The sequence below is a fragment of the Enterobacter sp. 118C5 genome, from assembly GCF_034107645.1.
GTDB lineage: Bacteria > Pseudomonadota > Gammaproteobacteria > Enterobacterales > Enterobacteriaceae > Enterobacter > Enterobacter nematophilus.
On record NZ_JAWNEU010000003.1, the window covers coordinates 310,020 to 331,511 of the forward strand.

Here is a 21,492-nt window from a genome sequence, read left to right on the forward strand (position 1 = left end):
TTCTGGTGCGCCTGCACCATGATTTGATCTCTACCGGAGAACACCCCGTGAATGACGCGATCCCCCGCCCGCAGGCGAAAGTTCGTAAAGCGCTGACCCCGCTTCTTGAAATTCGTAACCTCACCAAATCTTTCGATGGCCAGCATGCCGTGGACGACGTCAGCCTGACTATCTATAAAGGCGAAATATTCGCGCTACTGGGCGCATCGGGCTGCGGTAAATCGACCCTGCTGCGTATGCTGGCCGGTTTTGAACAGCCTACCGCCGGGCAGATCATGCTCGATGGCGTGGATCTCTCCAGCGTGCCGCCGTATCAGCGCCCGATTAACATGATGTTCCAGTCCTACGCGCTGTTCCCGCACATGACGGTGGAGCAGAACATTGCCTTTGGCCTGAAGCAGGACAAGTTGCCGAAAGCCGAAATCACCGCGCGCGTGGCTGAAATGCTGGGCCTGGTGCACATGCAGGAGTTTGCGAAGCGTAAGCCGCACCAGCTCTCCGGCGGCCAGCGTCAGCGCGTGGCGCTGGCCCGAAGCCTGGCGAAACGCCCGAAGCTGCTGCTGCTCGACGAGCCGATGGGCGCCCTGGACAAAAAGCTACGCGACCGCATGCAGCTGGAAGTGGTGGATATCCTCGAGCGCGTGGGCGTGACCTGCGTGATGGTGACCCATGACCAGGAAGAGGCCATGACCATGGCCGGGCGTATCGCGATCATGAACCGCGGGAAGTTCGTGCAGATTGGCGAGCCGGAAGAGATTTACGAGCATCCGACCACCCGCTACAGCGCGGAGTTCATCGGATCGGTCAACGTCTTTGAAGGGCTGCTGAAGGATCGTCAGGAGAATGGCCTGGTCATTGAATCACCGGGGCTGCAGCATCCGCTTAAGGTCGATCCTGACAGCTCGGTGGTGGATAACGTGCCGGTCTACGTGGCGCTGCGCCCGGAGAAGATCATGCTTTGTGACGATCCGCCTGCCGACGGCTACAACTTTGCCGTCGGGGAAGTGGTGCACATTGCCTATCTGGGCGATCTCTCCATCTACCACGTGCGCCTGAAAAGCGGGCAGATGCTCAGCGCCCAGCTGCAGAACGAACATCGCTATCGCAAAGGACAGCCGACCTGGGGCGACGAAGTGCGCCTGTGCTGGGACGCGGACAGCTGCGTCGTGCTGACGGTATAAGGAGCGATCATGAGCACACTTGAACCTCCAGCCCGCGTCAAAAAACCGGGCGGCTTTGCCCACTGGCTGACGCGTCTTAAAATGAACCACGGCCGCAAGCTGGTGATCGCCATGCCGTACGTGTGGCTGATCCTGCTGTTCCTGCTGCCGTTTCTGATTGTCTTTAAGATTAGCCTGGCGGAGATGGCGCGGGCGATCCCGCCGTATACCGATCTGTGGGAGTGGGCCGACGGGCAGCTGACGCTGACCTTGAATCTGGGTAACTTCCTGCAGCTCACCGACGATCCGCTCTATTTCGAAGCCTACCTACAGTCCCTGCAGGTAGCGGCGATCTCGACGCTCTGCTGTCTGGCGATGGGCTACCCGCTGGCGTGGGCCGTGGCGCACAGCAAGCCGTCGACGCGCAACATTCTGCTGCTGCTGGTGATTTTGCCGTCCTGGACCTCGTTCCTGATCCGCGTTTATGCCTGGATGGGGATCCTGAAGAACAACGGCGTGCTGAATAACTTTCTGATGTGGCTCGGGGTTATCGACCAGCCGCTGACGATCCTGCACACCAACCTCGCGGTTTATATCGGCATCGTGTACGCCTATCTGCCGTTTATGGTGCTGCCGATCTATACGGCCCTGACGCGGATTGACTACTCGCTGGTGGAAGCGTCGCTCGATCTTGGCGCGCGTCCGCTGAAGACCTTCTTCAGCGTGATTGTGCCGCTGACCAAAGGCGGCATTATCGCCGGGTCGATGCTGGTCTTTATTCCGGCGGTCGGGGAGTTTGTGATTCCGGAACTGCTCGGGGGGCCGGACAGCATCATGATTGGCCGCGTGCTGTGGCAGGAATTCTTTAATAACCGCGACTGGCCGGTGGCGTCGGCGGTGGCGATTATCATGCTCCTGCTGCTGATCGTCCCGATCATGTGGTTCCACAAGCATCAGCAGAAACAGATGGGAGATCGCGGATGAACAACTTACCGGTAGTGCGCTCCCCGTGGCGAATTCTGATCCTCATTATCGGCTTTACCTTCCTGTATGCGCCGATGCTGATGCTGGTGATCTACTCGTTCAACAGCTCCAAGCTGGTGACGGTATGGGCGGGCTGGTCGACGCGCTGGTACAGCGAGCTGTTCCACGACGACGCGATGATGAGCGCGGTGGGGCTGAGCCTGACCATTGCCGCACTGGCGGCCACGATGGCCTGCGTTCTGGGCACCATCGCCGCGCTGGTGATGGTCCGCTTCGGGCGTTTTCGCGGGTCGAACGGGTTCGCCTTTATGATCACTGCCCCGCTGGTGATGCCGGACGTCATCACAGGCCTGTCGCTGCTGCTGCTGTTCGTGGCTCTGGCGCACGCCATCGGCTGGCCGGCGGATCGCGGTATGCTCACCATCTGGCTGGCGCACGTCACCTTCTGTACCGCGTACGTGGCGGTGGTGATCTCCTCGCGCCTGCGCGAGCTGGATCGCTCTATTGAAGAGGCGGCGATGGATCTCGGCGCCACGCCGCTGAAGGTCTTTTTCATCATTACCCTGCCGATGATTATGCCGGCGGTGATCTCCGGCTGGCTGCTGGCGTTCACGCTTTCGCTCGACGATCTGGTTATCGCCAGCTTTGTCTCCGGGCCGGGCGCAACGACGCTGCCGATGCTGGTCTTCTCCAGCGTGCGCATGGGGGTTAACCCGGAGATCAACGCCCTGGCCTCTATCATCCTCGGCGTGGTCGGAATTGTCGGATTTATCGCCTGGTATTTGATGGCGCGCGCGGAAAAACAGCGCGTGCGCGATATCCAGCGTGCAAGACGCGGCTGAAGCATTTAAAATTTCCAGTGATGTGCCGCGCGTGACGCGGCACTGTTTTTCAGGGAAGTAAAACATTGGGACTATTAAAAAAATCACGTCTTACGCACGCCCGTCCTAACGTTCCTGCGCTGGTTCAGGTGGCGGCGCTCGCCATTATTATGATCCGCTGCCTGGACGTGCTGATGATTCTGAATACCCTGGGCGCGCGCGGCATCGGGGAATTCATTCACCGCAGCGTGCAGACGTGGAATCTGACGCTGGTCTTTTTAAGCAGCCTGGTGCTGGTGTTTATCGAGATCTACTGCGCGTTTTCGCTGGTCAAAGGGCGCAACTGGGCGCGCTGGGTCTATCTGCTCACGCAGGTGACCGCCGCCAGCTATCTGTGGGCCGCCTCGCTGGGCTACGGCTACCCGGAGCTGTTCAGCATTGCCGGAGGCTCAAAGCGCGAGATTTTCCATGCGCTGGTCATGCAGAAGTTGCCGGATATGCTGGTGCTTCTGCTGCTGTTTGCGCCAGCCTCCAGTCGGCGGTTCTTCCGCCTGCAATAATGTGTATAATCGCAGCCCTCGTGATTCTTAAGGTTTTCATATGCAGTGCGCACTCTATGACGCCGGACGCTGCCGCTCCTGTCAGTGGATAGAACAGCCGGTCTCTCAACAACTCACCGCCAAAATGGCCGACCTGCAACAGCTGCTGGCAGCGCGCGCGGTGGGCGAGTGGTGCGCACCCGTCAGCGGGCCTGAGCAGGGCTTTCGCAACAAAGCCAAAATGGTGGTCAGCGGCAGCGTTGAAAAACCGCTGCTGGGGATGCTGCACCGCGACGGCACGCCGGAAGACTTGACCGACTGCCCGCTCTATCCTCCCTCCTTTGAGCCGGTCTTTGCCGCACTTAAGCCGTTTATCGCTCGCGCGGGGTTAACGCCTTACAGCGTCGCCCGCAGGCGCGGCGAGCTTAAGTACCTTCTGCTGACGGAAAGTCAGGAAGACGGCGGCATGATGCTGCGCTTCGTGCTGCGTTCGGAGGCCAAGCTGGAGCAGCTGCGCGCGGCGCTGCCGTGGCTGCAGGAACAGCTCCCTCAGTTAAAGGTCATTACCGCAAACATTCAGCCAGTGCATATGGCGATCATGGAAGGGGAGAAAGAAATTTTCTTCACCGACCAGCACGCGCTGGCGGAGAGCTTCAACGGCGTGCCGCTGTGGATCCGCCCGCAAAGCTTCTTCCAGACCAACCCGACCGTGGCAAGCAGCCTGTACGCCACCGCCCGCGACTGGGTGCGCGCGTTAAACGTCCATCATATGTGGGATCTGTTCTGCGGCGTGGGCGGTTTTGGCCTGCACTGCGCCACGCCTGAGATGCAGCTCACCGGAATTGAGATCTCCGCCGAAGCGATTGCCTGCGCAAAGCAGTCCGCCGCTGAGCTGGGGTTAACCAATCTGCACTTCCAGGCGCTGGACTCCACGCAGTTCGCGACCGGGCAGGGCAACGTGCCGGAGCTGGTGCTAGTCAATCCGCCGCGTCGTGGCATCGGAAGCGCGCTGTGCGACTACCTGAGCCAGATGGCGCCGGAATACATCGTCTATTCAAGCTGTAACGCACAGACCATGGCGAAAGATATCGCTAATCTGCCTGGCTACCGCATTGAACGCGTTCAGCTTTTCGATATGTTCCCGCATACCGCGCATTATGAAGTGCTGACGCTGCTCGTGAAATCTTAAACAAAATGTGAACTCTGCCGGCCCATAAAATCAGGTAAGCTTATGTCATAAGAGATGAATTAAGGCTTACCCATGAAGCAGATCCTGCTGGTGGAAGACGACCACGATATCGCGGCGCTTCTGCGGCTCAATTTAGAAGACGAAGGCTACGCCATCACCCACGAGCCCGACGGGGGCAACGCCCTGCAGCGCCTTGAAAAACAGCCGTGGGATGCGGTGATCCTCGACCTGATGCTGCCCAACGTTGACGGCCTGGAGATTTGCCGCCGCATTCGTCAGATGACCCGCTACCTGCCGGTTATCATCATCAGCGCCCGCAGCAGCGAAACCGACCGCATCACCGGGCTGGAAACCGGCGCCGATGATTATCTCGCCAAACCCTTTTCAGTCCAGGAACTGATTGCCCGCATCAAAGCGCTGTTCCGCCGCCAGCAGGCGATGGGGCAGGCGCAGGCTGACGGGCAAATTCAGGCCCACGGCCTGACGATCGATCCCCTGGCGCGCAGCGTGCTGCTGCACGGCCAGGTGGTGGATCTCACCCCGCGCGAATTCGAACTGCTGTACTTCTTCGCCCGCCATCCAGGCGAGGTGTTTTCCCGTCTGGCGCTGCTGGAGCAGGTGTGGGGCTACCAGCACGAAGGCTACGAGCACACCGTCAACACCCATATCAACCGCCTGCGCATCAAGATTGAGAAGGACGCCGCCGAGCCGGAGATTATTCGCACCGTCTGGGGCAAGGGCTATAAATTTGCGGAGCCAAACCATGATGCGCCGCTTTAGCCTGAGCCAGCGCCTGACGCTGCTGTTTGTCCTGCTGATGATGCTCTGCGCCACCGTCGCCTGCGCTGTGCAGCTCTACAGCAGCATGCAGTACGGCAACGCGATGGTGCAGCGGCTGTCGGGCGGCCTGGCGCAGCAGATCGTTCAGCGGGAACCGATTCTGGACGCGCAGGGCAGGGTCGACCGCAGCGCGCTGAAACCGCTGTTTGACCGACTGATGACCTTCAACCCGAGCGTTGAGCTGTACGTTATCTCGCCGGACGGCGATATCCTGGCCGATGCCGCACCGCCGGGCCATATTCAGCGGCAAAAAATCGACCTGGCACCGGTTCAGACCTTCCTGAGCGGTACCGCCATACCGGTACTGGGCGACGATCCGCGCAGCCAAAATAAAAAAGTGTTCAGCGCCACGCCGCTGCGGCAGGACGGCGAGCTTAAGGGCTACCTGTACATTATTTTGCAGGGCGAGGAGTCGAACGCGCTGGCGGAAATGGCCTGGCATAAGGCGCTCTGGAGCACGGTGCTCTGGTCATTGCTGTGGGTTGCACTGTTTGGCCTGCTGGCGGGACTGCTGGTCTGGTACTGGGTGACGCGTCCGGTTAAACGCCTGACGGAAGAGGTCACCGGCCTGGAGCAGGACAGCATGAGCGCAATCAGGCTGCTCGCAGCACAGCCGCCGGACGCCGCGGCCAATGACGAAGTGGCCCTCCTGCGCAACAGTTTCATCGAGCTGGCGCGGAAAATCACCCGCCAGTGGGACCAGCTGGCCGACAGCGATCGCCAGCGCCGGGAGTTTATCGCCAATATTTCGCACGATCTTCGCACGCCGCTCACCTCGCTGCTGGGCTATCTGGAAACCCTGTCGCTCAAATCCGCCACCCTGACCCCGCAGGAGCACCAGCAGTACCTCGCCACCGCGCTGCGTCAGGGACAAAAGGTTCGTCATCTTTCCCAGCAGCTTTTCGAGCTGGCGCGCCTGGAGCACGGCGGCATTAAGCCGCAGCGCGAGCGTTTCGCGATGGCAGAGCTGATTTCCGACGTGGCGCAGAAGTTTGAGCTCACCGCTCGCACGCGCGAGGTGAATCTGCATATTGACGTGCCGGGACCCCTGCCGCTGGTCAATGCCGATGTGTCGATGATCGAGCGCGTGGTGACCAACCTGCTGGATAACGCGATGCGCCACACGCCCATCGGCGGGGAAATTCGTCTGGCGGTCTGGCAGGAGAATGAACGGCTTCAGGTCGAAGTGGCAGACTCCGGAACGGGCGTGGATGCCTCGCTGCGCGACGATCTGTTCCAGCGGCCTTCGGCGCTGAATACCCAGGCTGCGCGTGAGAACCGCGGCGGGTTAGGGCTGTTAATCGTTAAGCGAATGCTGGAGCTGCACGGCGGCGGGATCGCGCTAATGGAGTCGGTGAGCGGGGCGCGGTTCAGGTTTTTTGTGCCGCTGTGAGAAATTGCCGGGTAAGGCGAAGACGCCACCCGGCAAAAACCATTACTGCGGGAACCACTGGTCGCTGATTTTCTGGTACGTGCCGTCCGCTTTAATCGCCTTCAGCGCGCCGTTCAGTTTTTCCAGCAGGGCTTTGTTATCCGGACGTACCGCAATGCCGAGGCCTGTACCAAAGTACTGCGGGTCGGTCACTTTCTCGGTTGCCGTACCCAGCTGCGGGTTGGTTTTCAGCCACTCGTTCACCACGGCGGTATCGCCGAATACGCCGTCGATACGGCCGTTTTTCAGGTCGATAATCGCGTTCTGGTAGCTGTCATAGGCCACGGTCTTCACTTCAGGATGCTTGTCCTGCAGGTATTTCTGGTGCGTGGTGCCGTTTTCCATCCCGATGCGTTTGCCTTTCAGCTCGTCAAAGGACTTATAAGCCCCTTTCTTCGCAATCACTACCGCCGAGTTGGCGTAGTACGGGTCGGTAAATGCCACCTGCTTGCTGCGCTCCGGCGTGATGTCCATCCCGGAGATCACCGCATCGTATTTCTTAAATTTCAGCGACGGGATCAGGCTGTCGAACGCGTGGTTGGTAAAGGTGCAGTCGGCCTGCATCTGCTTGCACAGCGCTTTCGCCAGGTCGATATCGAAACCGACGATCTGGTTGCTGGCGTCCAGCGATTCAAACGGCGGATAGGTGGCCGAAACGCCAAAATTGATTTTATCAGCGGCGGATGCGCCAGCGGCGAAGGTGGCGAGTAGTGCGGCCAGAACTAACTTTTTCATGGTAATGCTCCCGTCTGTCTATCTTGTCATTATGCGCCGTGTCTGCGGCATGGATGTACAATGCCAGTTAATGAATTTATATGCAATAAATATGAGTAAATATTATGTTGGGTATAAAAAAAAGCGGATAAGCCATCAGGTTATCCGCTCTGGTAATTACGTTTTATGCACTCTTGTGATTAATTTCTGCGCTCAAACGCTAACGCCTTACGCTCAATCAGGCGCATCATCAGCGTCAGCAGACCGTTCACCACCAGATAGACCACCCCTGCCGCGCCGAACACCATCACGTCATAGGTGCGCCCGTACAGCAGCTGCCCGTGACCCATCACTTCCATCAGGGTGATGGTGTAGGCCAGAGAGGTACTCTTGAACACCAGCACCACTTCGTTGGAGTAAGAGGAGAGCGCGCGCTTAAAGGCGTACGGCAGCAGGATAGCCAGCGTGTCTTTCTTGCTCATGCCCAGCGCCCCGCAGGACTGCCATTGTCCTTCCGGAATGGCGCGGATCGCCCCGTAAAACAGCTGGGTGGTATAGGCCGCGCTGTTCAGCGAAAGGGCAATCAGGGCGCACAGCCACGGCTCAGAGAGCAGGTGCCAGATAACCGTATACTCCTGCAGCGACGGGAACTGTCCCGGGCCGTAGTAAATCAGGAAGATCTGCACCAGCAGCGGCGTACCGGTAAACAGGGTGATGTAGCCGCGCACGATCCACACCAGCACCGGCGTTTTCAGCGTCAGGATGATGGTGAAGATGAGTGCCAAAACCAGCGCCACGATAATGGACGCCACGGTCAGCGTCAGGCTGGTGTGCAGCCCTTTCATCAGCTCCGGAAAATATTCAAGCATCAGCCTGGTCTCCGTTCAAAGCGCGTCGCACGCAGGTCAATACGCTTGAGGATGTACTGACTGAGCAACGTGATCACCAGGTAGATAGCCGCCGCCACGATGTACCAGGTAAACGGCTCCTGAGTGCGGGTGGCGATACTTTTGGTTTGCAGCATCAAATCGTTCACGCTGATCAGGCTCACCAGCGCGGTATCTTTCAGCAATACCAGCCACTGGTTGCCCAGCCCCGGCAGGGCGTGGCGCCACATCTGCGGCATCACCAGACGGAAGAAGATAGCTGCTTTCGACATGCCCAGCGCCTGGCCGGATTCCCACTGCCCCTGCGGTACCGCTTTCAGCGCGCCGCGCAGGGTTTGCGACGCGTACGCGGAGTAGAGCAGGGAGAGGGCAATCACGCCGCAGAGGAACGGGCTGACGTCAAAGTTTTCAATCTGCATCTGCACCGGGATCTGCGCAAAGCCAAGATTGATGGTGAAGCCGTCCGACAGCGTAAGCAGCAGCTGGGAGGAGCCGAAATAGATGAACAGGACCACCAGAATTTCCGGTAGCCCACGCAGCACGGTGACCAGCGCGGAGCCTGCCCAGGCGACGGGGAACCATTTTGCTGATTCCCACACCGCAAAGAACATCGCCAGCACCAGGCCGATAATCAGTGCGCAAACGGCAAGGCCGACGGTCATCCCGGCGGCGCTTGCTAAAGGAAAAATTTCATTCATCAGGAATTACTTCTGGAACCATTTTTTGTAGATGGTTTCGTAGGTGCCGTCTTTCTTCACTTTTTCCAGCGCAGCGTTGAATTTCTGCTGCAGCTCGGTGTTGCCCTGACGAACGGCAATCCCCAGACCGGTACCGAAGTAGTCCTTATCGGTCACTTTGTCGCCCACTGGCGCCAGTTTGTCGTTGGCTTTCAGCCACTCGGTCACCACAGCGGTATCACCAAATACGCCGTCGATACGGCCATTCTGCAGATCCAGCTTCGCGTTCTGGTAGCTGTCGTACGGAACGGTGGTGATTTCCGGATGTTTATCCATGATGAATTTCTGGTGCGTGGTGCCGTTCTGCACGCCTACTTTTTTGCCTTTCAGCTGATCGACAGAGGTGAATTTACCTTTCTGACCAATGAACAGGGCGGAGTTATCGTAGTAAGGGGTAGTGAACAGCACCTGCTTTTCGCGCTCAGGGGTGATGTCCATACCGGCCATGACGGCGTCGATGCGGCGGAACTTCAGGCTTGGGATCAGGCTGTCGAACGCCTGGTTGCTGAAGGTACAGGTTGCGTCGATCTCTTTACACAGGGCGTTTGCCAGGTCTACGTCGAAGCCAACAATTTTATTGTTCGCATCAATGGACTCAAACGGAGGGTAAGAGGCTTCCGTGGCGAAACGAATGGTCTGGGCTGCGGTAGCGGAAAGGGTAACGCCAGCAAGCAGCACGGCAAGTAATACTTTTTTCATTATATTTCCCCTGACACAATCAATGAGATAAATAGTTTTTGAAGGCATCGGTTTGCGGGTTCGCGAAGCAGCTCGCGTCACCTTGCTCGACGATATACCCGTTTTCCATGTAGACCACACGGCTGGCAGTTTTACGCGCCACTTCCACTTCGTGGGTAACGATGACCTGCGTGATATTGGTTTCCGCCAGCTCGCGAATAATGCTGACGATCTGGGCGGTGATTTCCGGGTCCAGCGCCGCGGTCGGTTCATCAAACAGCAGTACCGCGGGCTCCATCATCAGCGCGCGGGCAATCGCCACACGCTGCTGCTGACCGCCTGAGAGGTGCAGCGGATAGCGGTCGCTGTAGGGCTTAAGGCGCAGACGCTCCAGCAGCTTTTCGGCGCGCGCGATGGCCTGATCTTTACTTAACCCCAGCACGCGGCACGGGGCTTCAATCAGGTTTTGCAGCACCGTCAGGTGCGGCCAGAGATTGTATTGCTGGAAGACCATGCCGACGTTTTGACGCAGTTCGCGAATCGCTTTATCTGACGGGGTTTTCGCGAAATCAAAATGGTTACCGGCGATAGCCAGCGTACCGGAACGGGGCATTTCAAGCAGATTAAGGACGCGCAGAAGGGAGCTTTTGCCTGCACCGCTTGGGCCAAGTAAAACCAGCGTTTCGCCTTCCGGGCAGTTCAGCGTGATGTCAAACAGCGCCTGGTGTGCGCCGTAGAAGCAGTTAATGCCGTTTAGTTTAATACTCATCGGGGCAGTCTTTACTCATCCAGGCAATCTATAGCAATTGAGGCCGCAGATAGTACCGTTGACAGAATAGTTATGCAATATTTCTGCGTTAAAAGTTAAATATAACCCGCATTTCCTCTTAAACATAGCACAAAATAGCGAACGGCAAGGTCGGCGAGTATAAATGTCGGCATTCCGCATGAAATGCCGGACATTTTACGGGGGTAACATTTTTATCACTGATGATTTAGCGGTTCTCAATCGACTGGCGCAGCGTGCCGGCCGGGGCATGAACGCTGCCGCCGATATAGCGCACGTCGTCCACCGCCCAGCACTGGCCTTCACGGATCATCAGCACTTCATCCTGCCAGGTCTGGGTGCCCTGGGTCAGCTTCACGCGCAGCGGAATATTCCGCGCATCGATGTTCGGGATGGTTGACGCGCTGGCCACCGCGGCGCTGTCCGGCAGCGTGGCGCGGCTGGAGAACGGATCGGATTTCAGCAGGGCGTTATGCTGCGGATCGCGGGTGGCATCGTTGAGCAGTTTTGCCAGATTATCGCTCAGGTACGGGCGCAGGGCGGTCAGGTCATTTCCGCGATGCTGAATGCGGTAATCATAAAATTGTTGCGCCACGGCGTCCGGGCCGCCCTCTATACAAGGGCCGCTGCGGGTACCGATATCCTTAAAGGCTGGCGTGACCGTGGTGGTACAGGCGCTGAGCACCAGCGCGCAGGGCACCAAAAGCGTTAAAGCAGAGTAGCGCATGTTGATTTCCTTATTTATTAACTATCCTTTCAATCATAGCGTAACGAACCGATAATGCTGTTGCTAACGCATTGAACGCTAAAGAAGGAGATAAAGTATGCAGTTTTCAACAACGCCAACCCTGGAAGGGCAACCTATTACCGAGTACTGCGGCGTGGTCACCGGCGAAGCGATTCTGGGCGCGAACATTTTCCGGGATTTCTTTGCCGGCATTCGTGACATCGTCGGTGGACGCTCCGGCGCGTACGAAAACGAGCTGCGTAAAGCGCGCGAAATTGCGTTTAAGGAGCTGGGCGAGCAGGCAAAAGCGCTGGGCGCAGATGCCGTTGTAGGAATCGATATTGATTATGAAACCGTCGGCAAAGATTCGAGCATGCTGATGGTGAGCGTAAGCGGCACGGCGGTGAAAACCCGTCGATGAAGCGTTCGCTTTCAACGCTCCTGCTGGCGATGTTGCTGGCAGGATGCGCCTCGGAAAAAGGCATCGTTGATAAAGGTGCCTACGAGCTGGATACCCGCCATCAGGCGCAGGCGGCCTACCCGCGCATAAAGGTGCTGGTGATCCACTACACCGCCGACGACTTCGATACCTCGCTTGCGACCTTAACCGACAAAAACGTCAGCTCGCATTATCTGATCCCCGCGAAGCCGCCGACGCCGGACGGCAAGCCGCGCATCTGGCAGCTGGTGCCGGAGAGCGAGCTGGCCTGGCATGCGGGCATTAGCTTCTGGCGCGGCACTAACCGTATTAATGACACGTCTGTCGGCATTGAGCTGGAAAATCGCGGCTGGCAGAAAACGGCCGGGGTGAAACATTTTACGCCGTTCGAGCCTGCGCAGATTGCAGCGCTGGTGCCGCTCGCGAAAGACATCATTGCCCGCTATAGCATCAGGCCTGAAAACGTGGTGGCCCATTCGGACATTGCGCCACAGCGCAAGGACGATCCTGGCCCGCTGTTCCCTTGGCGGGAGCTGGCTCAGCAGGGGATAGGCGCATGGCCCGACCCCGCGCGCGTGGCTTTCTATATAAACGGACGGCCGCGCTTTCAGCAGGTAGATACCGCCGCGTTACTCGATTTACTCGCGCGCTACGGCTATGAGGTGCCGGTAAACAGCACCCCGGCGCAGCAGAAACGCATCATCATGGCATTCCAGATGCACTTCAGGCCTGACCTGTGGAACGGCATCGCCGATGTTGAAACGATGGCCATTGCCGAAGCGCTATTAGAAAAATACGGGCAGGGGTAATCCTTCGGAATACCCCCGAATGAGTAGTTTTTCCTGAAAACCCTTCAGATTAATCTTAAGTACAAACTCAATTCATTTTTAGTTAATTGACTTAAAATTATCCGCATTTAAGATAGACACATAGCTTGCTAACTAATGCAGCAGATAAATATATCGCATTCAGCTTTTATTTTTTCTCCTTGAGAACTTCTTCAGCAAAATATTCTGAGGGTAAGGCTTTCTTTTGCCTTATTCCTGTAAATTAAAATTTCATATCTTAAATCGGGTATAACAATGTTAAGCATCTACGCAAAAAAATTACGTCCGCAACATGAAATGGAAGCCATTATTTCAGCCACCTCAGGTTTTGAAGAAAAAACCTTAAAGAAATGGCAAAAAATATCCACATCTGATTCGCAATATATTCATATTATCGTCAGCGGCGAAGTGGAATTCCGACGCGAATCCGACGAGCTGTGCATGTTCACGGTAACGGGCCAGTGCATCTTTGGTCTATCGTCGATGTACTACAACGCAACCCATATGTACGGACTGGTTCGCGCCAACACCGTGGTGCGTTCAATCAAAAAAGAGGTCTTCGCGCAGCTGATGACCGACAACAATTTATGGCCTCAACTGACCAAAGTTCTCTCCTGGTACATCTGCATGCTGAGCAAACGCGACGATGTCCTGGTTGCCCGCAGCGCTTATTCTGTCGTACGTGAATTTTTGTACGAAATTAACGATTTGATTGTTCATCATCAGCGCGATATCAATATTTATGATTATATTCAGGAATACACCAACCTGGCGCGCAGTACCATTATTAAAATTCTCTCCGATCTGAAAAAAGGGGAGTACATTGTCGTCGAGAAGGGTCGACTCCTTAACCTGACAACATTGCCTGAAAAATATTAACTACTCCAGCCGGTCTCCTTTCTTACTCAAAGGAGGCCGGGTGTCTACTTTCTGTAATGCACCTTCCTGCGAATTAGCCTGCGTCTCGTCAACCGGCGGCGAGGGAATTTTTCCTTGCGAATAATCTTGTTCTTGTTCTTTTAATGCCTGCTTAAATAACTCGGTTATTGAGGCATCGTCACCGCCTGCGCTGGCGGGTACCGCATCATGCGCTTCGGTTCCGGGTAAAGTATCCCGCGACGTATCGTGCGGCACGCCGCCGTCAGGTGCCTGCTGCCAGTCGGCATCATCGCTGTTGATGGGCAGATCCTGCATGGCCGGAACATCCGCGTGCACCGGCGCGGGTTTTGGATGCGGATGCGGGAAAGGCTTGCTTACATACACGTAGTGCATATCTGAAAGCTGCGTTTCGGGTTTCGCGACGCTCGCTTTAACCGGTTCCGGCGCCGGATGGCGCAGGTTCCAGTAAACGTGCGCGTACAGCCCTGCCATGACCATGGCGCACAGACCTAACGCCCACAAAAGGGTATTTCCAAAGATTTTTCTCAGGCTTGGGATGCGGTATGAAAACCAGACCGCCTCCCCGGTAACGTAGCTGCGCTGAGCCGCAAGACAGATGGTAGACATTAGGAATGCTTCTCCTGCGTTTTGGCGTCTGGCGTGGCCTGGAGCAATACGCTCGGCGTGGTATGGGTTTCACGCATCAGCTGCATCAGCGTGTCTTCCCCCGGAATACCGTCCACGTGCAGATTCATTTTTTGCTGGAACTCGCGGGTGCGTTTCATCATCTCCGCCGTCCAGGTTTGTGAATGGGTTTCAGGCTCGGCAAGCGCCAGACTCAGCTGCTGATCCAGCCAGCCCAACTCTTTCGCATCGCTGGCGGCGCTGATGGCGTCTTTACCTTCCGGCGTCAGGCGGTGCAGCTGGGTATAGTTTCCGGTCGCATGCTGGTTAAACCAGCGGCGGCTTACCTGCCAGGTGCGGTTGTTCATCAGCAGGTCGATAGAGGTATCCCCAACGCGGGCGACCACGGCGTAGTTAAGATGGTCACCGGTTTTAAGTTCACTGACCCACGGATAACCCTCTCGTGCCAGCGCATCCGGCGAGGCGTTGCCCTGTTTACACATCAGGTTCACCTTGGCGGCGTTTTGGCACAGAGCGTCATCCGCCGAGGCGTCATACCCCCACATCAGGTAAAGCTGATGCATCGCATCCGGCTGATTAACCATTTCTTTGTCGATAACCGGCACCGCGGGCGCCTCAACTTTTGGCGCCTGCTGTTTCCAGCTGACGGGGACCGGCAGCTGAACCGGAAGTTTTGCGGCGATCGAGGAGGTCAAATACCAGCCGCAGGCGGCGAACAGCACGGAAGCGAACAGTCCCACGGTTGCCAGGCGCTTACCGTGTTTTTTCGCAGGAAGGATCTCACCGGCCGCCAGGCGTAAATGACGCGGGCTGACCTGTAGGGCACGTTCAGTCCAGGCGGCCAGCATCGACAGGTGTGCCAGTTCATTCAGCTTGCTGATATTCCCCTTGGTCAGCGCGTGCATCTTGCGCACGCGCGCCGGGGTGAGCGGCGAGTTCTCGCACCCGTGCTCTTCACACTGCGCCTGGACATAGCTGAGAAATTCCCGGCAGGTCAGGGGGCGTAGCGTGTGGCGGGTATGCGCATATTCACGCAGTTCAGACTGCTGCATCAGAACGGCGTCCAGATCCGTCGTGCCCATCAGCACCACGGCCAGGCGAAACTCCAGCTCCTGGGCGCGTGCAAGCAGCATGCCCAGCACCTCGTGGCAGCTCTCTTTCATGGCTTCGGCATGGTTAATCACCAGCACTTTCGCTTTGGCTTTCCCGCTCTGCCACTGCTGCAGCACGGCATCCACCGCCTGAATTCGGTTCTTGTTCTCTTTCGTTCCCGGGTTGAGCTTGTACAGCAGGCTACTGGCACTCAGTTTTGGAAACGCGTTGATGGCAAGCACGCCAGGCATAGCGGATTTCAGCGCATGGCTGAACTGACCTGACAAACGGGCGTCGTCACAAAAGAGACCGCTCACGCCCGCCCGTTGGGTTTTCTCTTTCAGCAGGTTAAACACGTCCTGATGATAGGGCACCAGAAAATCCCCGGTTGAACGGGTAATCTCCCTGAACGGCGGGTTTTTAAAATGAAAGTGGCTCTGATACATAACGACTTACCGTCTCTGATTAGGAATAGCAACAGGACGAGAAAGTAAAGTAACGCTACAGGGTGGTCAATTTGCGCGCAGGGTAAAAATATCCACCGGGCCACGCCTAACATCTGGATTTTATACGGTCAATATTTTTCTTTATGAAAGTTAGCGGCAAAGTCAGTGGTCGCATTTACAGCAGCTAATTACTATTTTCTCACATATTGGCGCAGCACGACGCTGCTTATTTTCGCTTTGTTAAAGGCCAGATGAAAAATGAGGTTCTCATTTCTGTCACGGTGGATAACGCCCTGCATTATGTTTGCGCTGTTAATTTTTTGCGGCCAGCAAGGCTATCTGACGTTTAAAGATTATAAAAAAGTTACGAATAAGTTGGCTAAATCTGATGAACAGCCGCTGAAAAATCGCCGTGAAGAAAAAAAATTCACTCTTTTCACGGCTGCGGTGCGTCAGGACAACTTACCGACTGCGACGAAAGCCCCGCTGGCAGCGGAGATCGAAGGTATCGTGCGCAGCGATGACGCCTGGCTTTCCTTCGCGGTGATCAAAACGCCGGGAGGTCAGAAGAGCTACCGTGAAGGTGAGCCGCTGACCGGTTTTAACGATGCCTTTATTCAGGAAATTAACAAAGACAATGTGGTGGTTAATTACGAAGGTGCTACGCAGGTACTGGCTTTAAATAAGCCTGACTATTTTAAGGGCGGCGTTGACAGCGGCCCGGTAACCAAATCGACGAAAGATGCAGGCGCGGAAAGCGTGCATCTGGATGATTATCTGGTGCTCAAACCGTTAATCGAAAAAGGCCAGCTGGAAGGCTACAACATCAATCCAAGGAATGCCTCCTCGTTCTATAGCCATTCCGGGCTACAAAAAGGCGACGTGGCAGTAGAAGTCAATTCTGTCGATATGACCGATGAAGCAAAGGCAAAAAGTATTATTGCCAGCTGGTCGAAGATGAAAGAAGCGGAGGTCGTCGTCAGACGTCACGCTCACCTTGAAAATATTCGGGTCAATGTTCTAAACAATTAACAAGTGTACAGACATGAAGAAATTTCCTTGGGCGTGCGTGGCGCTGACCGCATTGTCGTTATATTCCGGTTCGCTGCTTGCAGCCAACTTTAGCGCGAGCTTTAAAAATACCGATATCCGCGAGTTTATCGATACGGTAGGCCGCAATCTGAACAAAACTATTCTCGTCGACCCGTCCGTTCAGGGCACAGTGTCGGTCAGAACCTATAACGTGCTGACGGAAGATGAGTATTACCAGTTCTTCCTGAGCGTGCTGGATCTGTACGGTCTGTCGGTGATCCCGATGGACAACGGTATGGTGAAAGTGGTGCGCTCAAGCGTCGCCCGCACCGCGGGTGCGCCGCTGGCCGACAGCAAAAACCCGGGCAAAGGCGATGAGATTATCACCCGCGTGGTGCGCATGGAAAATGTGCCGGTGCGCGAACTTGCCCCGCTGCTGCGTCAGCTGAACGATGCCAGCGGTATCGGTAACGTGGTCCACTTCGAACCGTCCAACGTGCTGCTGTTAACCGGTAAAGCCTCGGTGGTTAACCGCCTGGTAGACCTGGTGCAGCGCGTCGATAAAAACGGTATTCAGCGTCGCGAAATCGTGCCGCTGCGTTTTGCTTCCGCCAAAGATCTGTCGGATATGCTGAACAACCTCAGCAACGAGGAGCAGAAAGGGCAGAACGCGCCGCAGCTGGCCACCAAAGTGGTGGCCGATGACGAAACCAACAGCCTGGTGATCAGCGGCCCGGAAGACGCGCGCGCGCGTACCCGTTCCCTTATTCATCAGCTGGATCGCGAGCAAAACAACGAGGGGAACACCCGCGTCTTCTATCTCAAATATGCCAGCGCCACCAAAGTGGTTCCGGTCCTCACCGGGATTGGCGAGCAGCTGAAAGACAAGCCGGGCACCTCTAAAGCGAAAACCGCGAGCGCCTCAACGGATCTGAATATTACCGCCGACGAGTCAACCAACTCCCTGGTGATCACCGCGCAGCCTAACGTGATGAACTCCCTGGAGAAGGTGATCGACAAGCTGGATATTCGTCGGCCTCAGGTGCTGGTGGAAGCGATCATTGCTGAAGTGCAGGACGGCAACGGCCTGGATCTTGGCGTGCAGTGGACCGGCAAGCACGGCGGCGTGCAGTTCGGCTCCACCGGTCTGCCCATCAGCCAGATTAAAAACGGCACCATGAAAGGGGCGAGCTTCACCGGCCTGGCGACCGGCTTCTTTAACGGCGATTTTGGCGCCCTGATGACCGCGCTCTCTACCGACGGTAAAAACGACATTCTCTCCACGCCAAGCGTGGTCACGCTGGATAACAAAGAGGCGTCGTTTAACGTCGGTCAGGACGTGCCGGTCCTTTCCGGTTCGCAGACCACCAGCGGCGACAACGTCTTTAACTCCGTTGAGCGTAAGACCGTCGGTACCAAGCTGAAAATTGTGCCGCAAATCAACGATGGCGACATGATCCACCTCAAAATTGAGCAGGAAGTGTCCAGCGTAGACAACAGCGCGACGGAAGACGCCAGCCTCGGCCCAACCTTTAACACCCGCACCATCAATAACGAAGTGATGGTGCACAGCGGCCAGACGGTGGTGCTTGGCGGCCTGATGGAAAACGTCACTAAGCAGTCGGTTTCGAAAGTGCCGCTGCTGGGGGATATCCCGCTGGTCGGGCAGCTGTTCCGCTACACCTCGCAGGATACGTCCAAACGCAACCTGATGGTGTTTATCCACACCACCGTCCTGCGCGACGACGAAAATTACAGCGCGGCGTCGAAAGAGAAATATGACCAGATCCGCGTTCGCCAGATGCAGCGCGTGGAGGAGAAAAAGCTCGGCATTCTTGAACCGGCGGATAACGCCATTCTGCCCGCGTTTCCTTCTGCCAGCACCAGCGCCGCACCGGTGAAAACCAGCGCGACGCGCAATCCGTTTAAAGAGTAAGGCGGAGGGATAACGTGGATGAACTGAGTAAAACGCTGTGTAGCAGCAGCTACGCAAAAGATAACGGCGTGCTGTTCTACAACAATGACGTCTATATCCGTGATGACACCCCGGCATTTGCACTGCTGGAGGTGCGCCGGGTGCTGGGACGCGCGTTCGTCCCGGTCACCCTGACGCCGGAAGCCTTCGACGAGATGCTGGCCAAAATCTGGCAGCAGAGCAGCGGCGTGTCGCAGCAGCTGGTGGACGACATGGACGCGGACATAGACCTGATGGCGTTAACCGAGGAGATCCCGGATAACGAAGATCTGCTCGATAACGACGAAAACTCGCCGGTGATCCGCCTGATCAACGCCATTCTCGGCGAGGCGGTGAAGGACGGCGCGTCGGATATTCATATCGAAACCTTCGAGCGCACGCTGAGCATTCGCTTCCGCGTCGACGGCGTGCTGCGTCCCGTTCTGCAGCCCGCGCGCAAGCTCGCGCCGCTGCTGGTGTCGCGTATTAAGGTCATGTCAAAGCTGGACATCGCCGAGAAGCGTCTGCCGCAGGATGGCCGTATCTCCCTGCGCATTGGCCGCAAGGCGATTGACGTGCGCGTCTCGACCATTCCGTCCCAGTACGGCGAGCGCGTGGTCATGCGTCTGCTCGACAAAAGCAACCTGAAGCCCGACATCAACAAGCTGGGGCTGATTGATGAAGAGCTGGAGAAGTTGAAAGAGCTGATTGACCGCCCGCACGGCATTATCCTGGTCACCGGGCCGACAGGTTCCGGTAAAAGTACCACCCTGTACGCCATTCTTTCGGCGCTGAACGGCCACGAGCGCAACATCCTCACCGTTGAAGACCCGATTGAATACGAGCTGGAAGGGGTGGGGCAGACGCAGGTTAACCCGCGCGTGGACATGACCTTTGCCCGCGGGCTGCGCGCCATTCTGCGTCAGGACCCGGACGTGGTGATGATCGGGGAAATTCGTGACGGCGAAACCGCGCAAATTGCGGTGCAGGCGTCGCTTACCGGTCACCTGGTCATGTCTACGCTGCACACCAACAGCGCCGCAGGGGCGATCACCCGCCTGCGGGATATGGGGCTGGAATCCTTTTTAATCGGTTCATCGTTGCTCGGTGTCATTGCCCAGCGTCTGGTGCGTCGGCTGTGCACGCACTGCCGGACCACCAGTCCGCTGGACGCCAATGAAAAAGCGCTGTTCAGCTTTATGGAGGCGCCGCCAAAAGCAATCTACCGCGCGGTAGGCTGTGAACACTGCCGCCAGAGCGGCTACCAGGGCCGGGCCGGTATTCATGAGTTTCTGGTGGTGGACAGCACCATGCGCCGCGCCATTCATGAAGATAAAGACGAAATGTCCATCGAAACGCAGCTCTTTAAGCAGGCCTACAGCCTGCGTGAAAACGGGCTGCTGAAGGTGATTAGCGGCGTGACCTCTCTGGAAGAGGTGATGCGCGTCACCGCCGAGCGTGGGGGGGATGCGTAATGGCCTTCTACGCCTGGACGGCGACGGATGCCGCGGGGAAAACCCAGCGCGGCACGCTGCAGGCCGAGGGGCAAAAGCAGGTTCGCCAGATGTTGCGCGAGCAAAAGCTGATGCCCGTCAGCATCACCGAAACCCGCGAGGCGGCGGCGTTCGGTAAGGCAAAGACCGGGGCAAAGCTTTCCACGCCGGTGCTGTCGATGTTTACCCGCCAGCTTTCGACGCTGGTGAACGCCGCGCTGCCCCTGGAGAGCGCCCTGAAAGCGATTTCGAAGCAGACGGAAGACAAAAAGCTGGCGTCGATGGTCGTGGAAATTCGCGAGAAGGTGGTGGAAGGGCACACGCTGTTCGACGCCTTCAGCCAGTTCCCGCGCACCTTCGACAAGCTCTACTGCACCCTGGTGATGGCCGGCGAAAAAACCGGCCACCTGGGCGACGTGCTGGAGAAGCTGGCGGAGTACAACGAGCAGCGCCAGAAGATGAAAAGCAAGCTGACGCAGGCGATGGTCTACCCGATCACCCTGACGGTGGTAGCCATCGCGGTCATCAGCATCCTGCTGGTGGCGGTGGTGCCGCAGGTGATTGAGCAGTTCACCCACATGAAACAGCAGCTGCCGATCACCACCCGCACGCTGATTGCGGTGAGCGATTTCCTGCAGGCGTACGGCATCTATATTGCGGGCATCCTGGGGGGCGGCTTTATTGGCTTTAAAACCTGGCTCAGGAACGCCAAAAACCGTTTTCACTGGAACAGCTGGCTGGTGAACGGCTCGCCGATTAAAAAGCTGGTGTGCGCTATTAACAGCGCCCGCTATATCCGCACCCTGAGCATTTTGCAGGCCAGCAGCGTGCCGCTGCTGGAGGGGATGTACATCGCGATGGACGGTATCGAAAACCTCTACGCCCGGCAGGTGCTGGAGCAGGCGGCGGATACCGTGCGCCAGGGGGCATCCCTTTACGCGGCGCTGGAACAGGCGAAATTATTCCCGCCGACCATGCTGTATATGATTGCCTCCGGCGAAGAGAGCGGGGAATTGGGTAATTTAATGGACCGCGCGGCGGAAAACCAGGAATCGGCATTACAGCACCGAATTACATTAACGCTGTCGGTATTTGAACCGGCGCTGGTGGTATCCATGGCAACGATTGTTTTATTCATCGTACTGTCAATATTACAACCGCTTCTGCAACTTAATAATATGGTAGGTTAA

Annotated in this window: 22 protein-coding genes; 14 read left to right on the forward strand and 8 right to left on the reverse strand. The window is 56.9% G+C overall.

Annotated features, from left to right (window positions below; genetic code table 11):
- Positions 1–47 precede the first annotated feature (47 nt).
- From potG to UTO39_RS09145, 7 genes are all read left to right on the forward strand, one after another.
- The gene (potG, locus tag UTO39_RS09115; RefSeq protein ID WP_320727006.1) at positions 48–1,181 is read left to right on the forward strand and encodes a putrescine ABC transporter ATP-binding subunit PotG; all 1,134 of its coding nucleotides are present in this window, start codon (positions 48–50) and stop codon (positions 1,179–1,181) included.
- A 9-nt stretch (positions 1,182–1,190) separates the two neighbouring features.
- Positions 1,191–2,144, forward strand: a complete 954-nt coding sequence (gene potH, locus UTO39_RS09120) for a putrescine ABC transporter permease PotH (RefSeq protein WP_151412802.1) — start codon at positions 1,191–1,193, stop codon at positions 2,142–2,144.
- Entirely contained in the window at positions 2,141–2,986 is an 846-nt protein-coding gene (potI, locus tag UTO39_RS09125; protein ID WP_061098748.1) for a putrescine ABC transporter permease PotI, read from the forward strand. Before potH ends, potI begins: the two co-directional genes overlap by 4 nt.
- Positions 2,987–3,051: 65 nt before the next feature.
- Positions 3,052–3,525, forward strand: coding sequence for a YbjO family protein (locus UTO39_RS09130; protein ID WP_020689898.1), 474 nt, complete (start codon positions 3,052–3,054; stop codon positions 3,523–3,525).
- Between the two features lie 40 nt (positions 3,526–3,565).
- Complete coding sequence (gene rlmC, locus UTO39_RS09135; RefSeq protein ID WP_320727007.1) at positions 3,566–4,693, forward strand: 23S rRNA (uracil(747)-C(5))-methyltransferase RlmC; 1,128 nt, start codon at positions 3,566–3,568, stop codon at positions 4,691–4,693.
- A 72-nt stretch (positions 4,694–4,765) separates the two neighbouring features.
- On the forward strand, positions 4,766–5,473 hold the full coding sequence (locus UTO39_RS09140; RefSeq protein ID WP_041912037.1) for a response regulator transcription factor: 708 nt from the start codon (positions 4,766–4,768) through the stop codon (positions 5,471–5,473).
- Positions 5,457–6,926, forward strand: a complete 1,470-nt coding sequence (locus tag UTO39_RS09145; protein WP_320727008.1) for an ATP-binding protein — start codon at positions 5,457–5,459, stop codon at positions 6,924–6,926. Before UTO39_RS09140 ends, UTO39_RS09145 begins: the two co-directional genes overlap by 17 nt.
- A gap of 42 nt (positions 6,927–6,968) precedes the next feature.
- On the opposite strand, the gene artJ is transcribed toward UTO39_RS09145, so the two are convergent.
- The 6 genes from artJ to UTO39_RS09175 all read right to left on the reverse strand — a co-directional run bounded on the left by artJ (position 6,969) and on the right by UTO39_RS09175 (position 11,495).
- On the reverse strand, positions 6,969–7,700 hold the full coding sequence (artJ, locus tag UTO39_RS09150) for an arginine ABC transporter substrate-binding protein ArtJ (protein WP_028019301.1): 732 nt from the start codon (positions 7,698–7,700) through the stop codon (positions 6,969–6,971).
- Positions 7,701–7,879: 179 nt separating this feature from the next.
- Positions 7,880–8,548 (reverse strand): arginine ABC transporter permease ArtM, encoded by a 669-nt coding sequence (gene artM / locus UTO39_RS09155; RefSeq protein WP_320727009.1) that lies wholly within the window; start codon positions 8,546–8,548, stop codon positions 7,880–7,882.
- Positions 8,548–9,264 (reverse strand): arginine ABC transporter permease ArtQ, encoded by a 717-nt coding sequence (gene artQ / locus UTO39_RS09160; RefSeq protein ID WP_061098743.1) that lies wholly within the window; start codon positions 9,262–9,264, stop codon positions 8,548–8,550. Before artQ ends, artM begins: the two co-directional genes overlap by 1 nt.
- A gap of 6 nt (positions 9,265–9,270) precedes the next feature.
- Positions 9,271–10,002 carry an arginine ABC transporter substrate-binding protein ArtI gene (gene artI / locus UTO39_RS09165; protein ID WP_008500032.1) on the reverse strand — a complete coding sequence of 244 codons (732 nt, stop codon included), beginning with the start codon at positions 10,000–10,002 and terminating at the stop codon, positions 9,271–9,273.
- A 19-nt stretch (positions 10,003–10,021) separates the two neighbouring features.
- Complete coding sequence (artP, locus tag UTO39_RS09170; protein WP_008500030.1) at positions 10,022–10,750, reverse strand: arginine ABC transporter ATP-binding protein ArtP; 729 nt, start codon at positions 10,748–10,750, stop codon at positions 10,022–10,024.
- Positions 10,751–10,976: 226 nt separating this feature from the next.
- Complete coding sequence (locus tag UTO39_RS09175; RefSeq protein WP_320727010.1) at positions 10,977–11,495, reverse strand: lipoprotein; 519 nt, start codon at positions 11,493–11,495, stop codon at positions 10,977–10,979.
- A 97-nt stretch (positions 11,496–11,592) separates the two neighbouring features.
- Here UTO39_RS09175 and UTO39_RS09180 point away from each other — a divergent pair, with 97 nt between their 5' ends.
- The 3 genes from UTO39_RS09180 to UTO39_RS09190 all read left to right on the forward strand — a co-directional run bounded on the left by UTO39_RS09180 (position 11,593) and on the right by UTO39_RS09190 (position 13,640).
- Positions 11,593–11,916 (forward strand): heavy metal-binding domain-containing protein, encoded by a 324-nt coding sequence (locus tag UTO39_RS09180; protein WP_320727011.1) that lies wholly within the window; start codon positions 11,593–11,595, stop codon positions 11,914–11,916.
- Complete coding sequence (locus tag UTO39_RS09185; RefSeq protein ID WP_320727012.1) at positions 11,913–12,743, forward strand: N-acetylmuramoyl-L-alanine amidase; 831 nt, start codon at positions 11,913–11,915, stop codon at positions 12,741–12,743. The genes UTO39_RS09180 and UTO39_RS09185 overlap by 4 nt, the downstream gene beginning before the upstream one ends.
- 273 nt (positions 12,744–13,016) lie before the next feature.
- On the forward strand, positions 13,017–13,640 hold the full coding sequence (locus UTO39_RS09190) for a helix-turn-helix domain-containing protein (RefSeq protein ID WP_061098739.1): 624 nt from the start codon (positions 13,017–13,019) through the stop codon (positions 13,638–13,640).
- Here UTO39_RS09190 and UTO39_RS09195 read toward each other — a convergent pair whose 3' ends face one another.
- Together UTO39_RS09195 and UTO39_RS09200 are read right to left on the reverse strand one after the other, a co-directional pair.
- Positions 13,641–14,267, reverse strand: coding sequence for a hypothetical protein (locus UTO39_RS09195; protein ID WP_320727013.1), 627 nt, complete (start codon positions 14,265–14,267; stop codon positions 13,641–13,643).
- Positions 14,267–15,823: a peptidoglycan-binding protein gene (locus UTO39_RS09200; RefSeq protein WP_320727014.1), complete on the reverse strand. Its 1,557-nt coding sequence runs from the start codon at positions 15,821–15,823 to the stop codon at positions 14,267–14,269. Before UTO39_RS09200 ends, UTO39_RS09195 begins: the two co-directional genes overlap by 1 nt.
- A 300-nt stretch (positions 15,824–16,123) precedes the next feature.
- Here UTO39_RS09200 and gspC point away from each other — a divergent pair, with 300 nt between their 5' ends.
- From gspC to gspF, 4 genes are read left to right on the forward strand one after another with little or no spacing between them, the layout of a single operon-like run.
- Entirely contained in the window at positions 16,124–16,855 is a 732-nt protein-coding gene (gspC, locus tag UTO39_RS09205) for a type II secretion system protein GspC (RefSeq protein ID WP_253541365.1), read from the forward strand.
- A gap of 13 nt (positions 16,856–16,868) precedes the next feature.
- Positions 16,869–18,791, forward strand: a complete 1,923-nt coding sequence (gspD, locus tag UTO39_RS09210; protein ID WP_061098735.1) for a type II secretion system secretin GspD — start codon at positions 16,869–16,871, stop codon at positions 18,789–18,791.
- Between the two features lie 14 nt (positions 18,792–18,805).
- Positions 18,806–20,284: a type II secretion system ATPase GspE gene (gene gspE / locus UTO39_RS09215; protein WP_320727015.1), complete on the forward strand. Its 1,479-nt coding sequence runs from the start codon at positions 18,806–18,808 to the stop codon at positions 20,282–20,284.
- On the forward strand, positions 20,284–21,492 hold the full coding sequence (gene gspF / locus UTO39_RS09220; RefSeq protein WP_320727016.1) for a type II secretion system inner membrane protein GspF: 1,209 nt from the start codon (positions 20,284–20,286) through the stop codon (positions 21,490–21,492). Before gspE ends, gspF begins: the two co-directional genes overlap by 1 nt.

What these genes read in the sequence shown, in the direction of transcription:
- gspF (WP_320727016.1), top strand. Translation starts at nt 20,284, where the DNA reads ATGGCCTTCTACGCCTGGACGGCGACGGATGCCGCGGGGAAAACCCAG.
- potI (WP_061098748.1), top strand. Translation starts at nt 2,141, where the DNA reads ATGAACAACTTACCGGTAGTGCGCTCCCCGTGGCGAATTCTGATCCTC.
- gspC (WP_253541365.1), top strand. Translation starts at nt 16,124, where the DNA reads ATGTTTGCGCTGTTAATTTTTTGCGGCCAGCAAGGCTATCTGACGTTT.
- UTO39_RS09145 (WP_320727008.1), top strand. Translation starts at nt 5,457, where the DNA reads ATGATGCGCCGCTTTAGCCTGAGCCAGCGCCTGACGCTGCTGTTTGTC.
- rlmC (WP_320727007.1), top strand. Translation starts at nt 3,566, where the DNA reads ATGCAGTGCGCACTCTATGACGCCGGACGCTGCCGCTCCTGTCAGTGG.
- UTO39_RS09140 (WP_041912037.1), top strand. Translation starts at nt 4,766, where the DNA reads ATGAAGCAGATCCTGCTGGTGGAAGACGACCACGATATCGCGGCGCTT.
- potH (WP_151412802.1), top strand. Translation starts at nt 1,191, where the DNA reads ATGAGCACACTTGAACCTCCAGCCCGCGTCAAAAAACCGGGCGGCTTT.
- UTO39_RS09175 (WP_320727010.1), bottom strand. Translation starts at nt 11,495, where the DNA reads ATGCGCTACTCTGCTTTAACGCTTTTGGTGCCCTGCGCGCTGGTGCTC.
- artJ (WP_028019301.1), bottom strand. Translation starts at nt 7,700, where the DNA reads ATGAAAAAGTTAGTTCTGGCCGCACTACTCGCCACCTTCGCCGCTGGC.
- UTO39_RS09200 (WP_320727014.1), bottom strand. Translation starts at nt 15,823, where the DNA reads ATGTATCAGAGCCACTTTCATTTTAAAAACCCGCCGTTCAGGGAGATT.
- UTO39_RS09185 (WP_320727012.1), top strand. Translation starts at nt 11,913, where the DNA reads ATGAAGCGTTCGCTTTCAACGCTCCTGCTGGCGATGTTGCTGGCAGGA.
- gspD (WP_061098735.1), top strand. Translation starts at nt 16,869, where the DNA reads ATGAAGAAATTTCCTTGGGCGTGCGTGGCGCTGACCGCATTGTCGTTA.
- artM (WP_320727009.1), bottom strand. Translation starts at nt 8,548, where the DNA reads ATGCTTGAATATTTTCCGGAGCTGATGAAAGGGCTGCACACCAGCCTG.
- artP (WP_008500030.1), bottom strand. Translation starts at nt 10,750, where the DNA reads ATGAGTATTAAACTAAACGGCATTAACTGCTTCTACGGCGCACACCAG.
- UTO39_RS09195 (WP_320727013.1), bottom strand. Translation starts at nt 14,267, where the DNA reads ATGTCTACCATCTGTCTTGCGGCTCAGCGCAGCTACGTTACCGGGGAG.
- artQ (WP_061098743.1), bottom strand. Translation starts at nt 9,264, where the DNA reads ATGAATGAAATTTTTCCTTTAGCAAGCGCCGCCGGGATGACCGTCGGC.
- UTO39_RS09180 (WP_320727011.1), top strand. Translation starts at nt 11,593, where the DNA reads ATGCAGTTTTCAACAACGCCAACCCTGGAAGGGCAACCTATTACCGAG.
- UTO39_RS09190 (WP_061098739.1), top strand. Translation starts at nt 13,017, where the DNA reads ATGTTAAGCATCTACGCAAAAAAATTACGTCCGCAACATGAAATGGAA.
- artI (WP_008500032.1), bottom strand. Translation starts at nt 10,002, where the DNA reads ATGAAAAAAGTATTACTTGCCGTGCTGCTTGCTGGCGTTACCCTTTCC.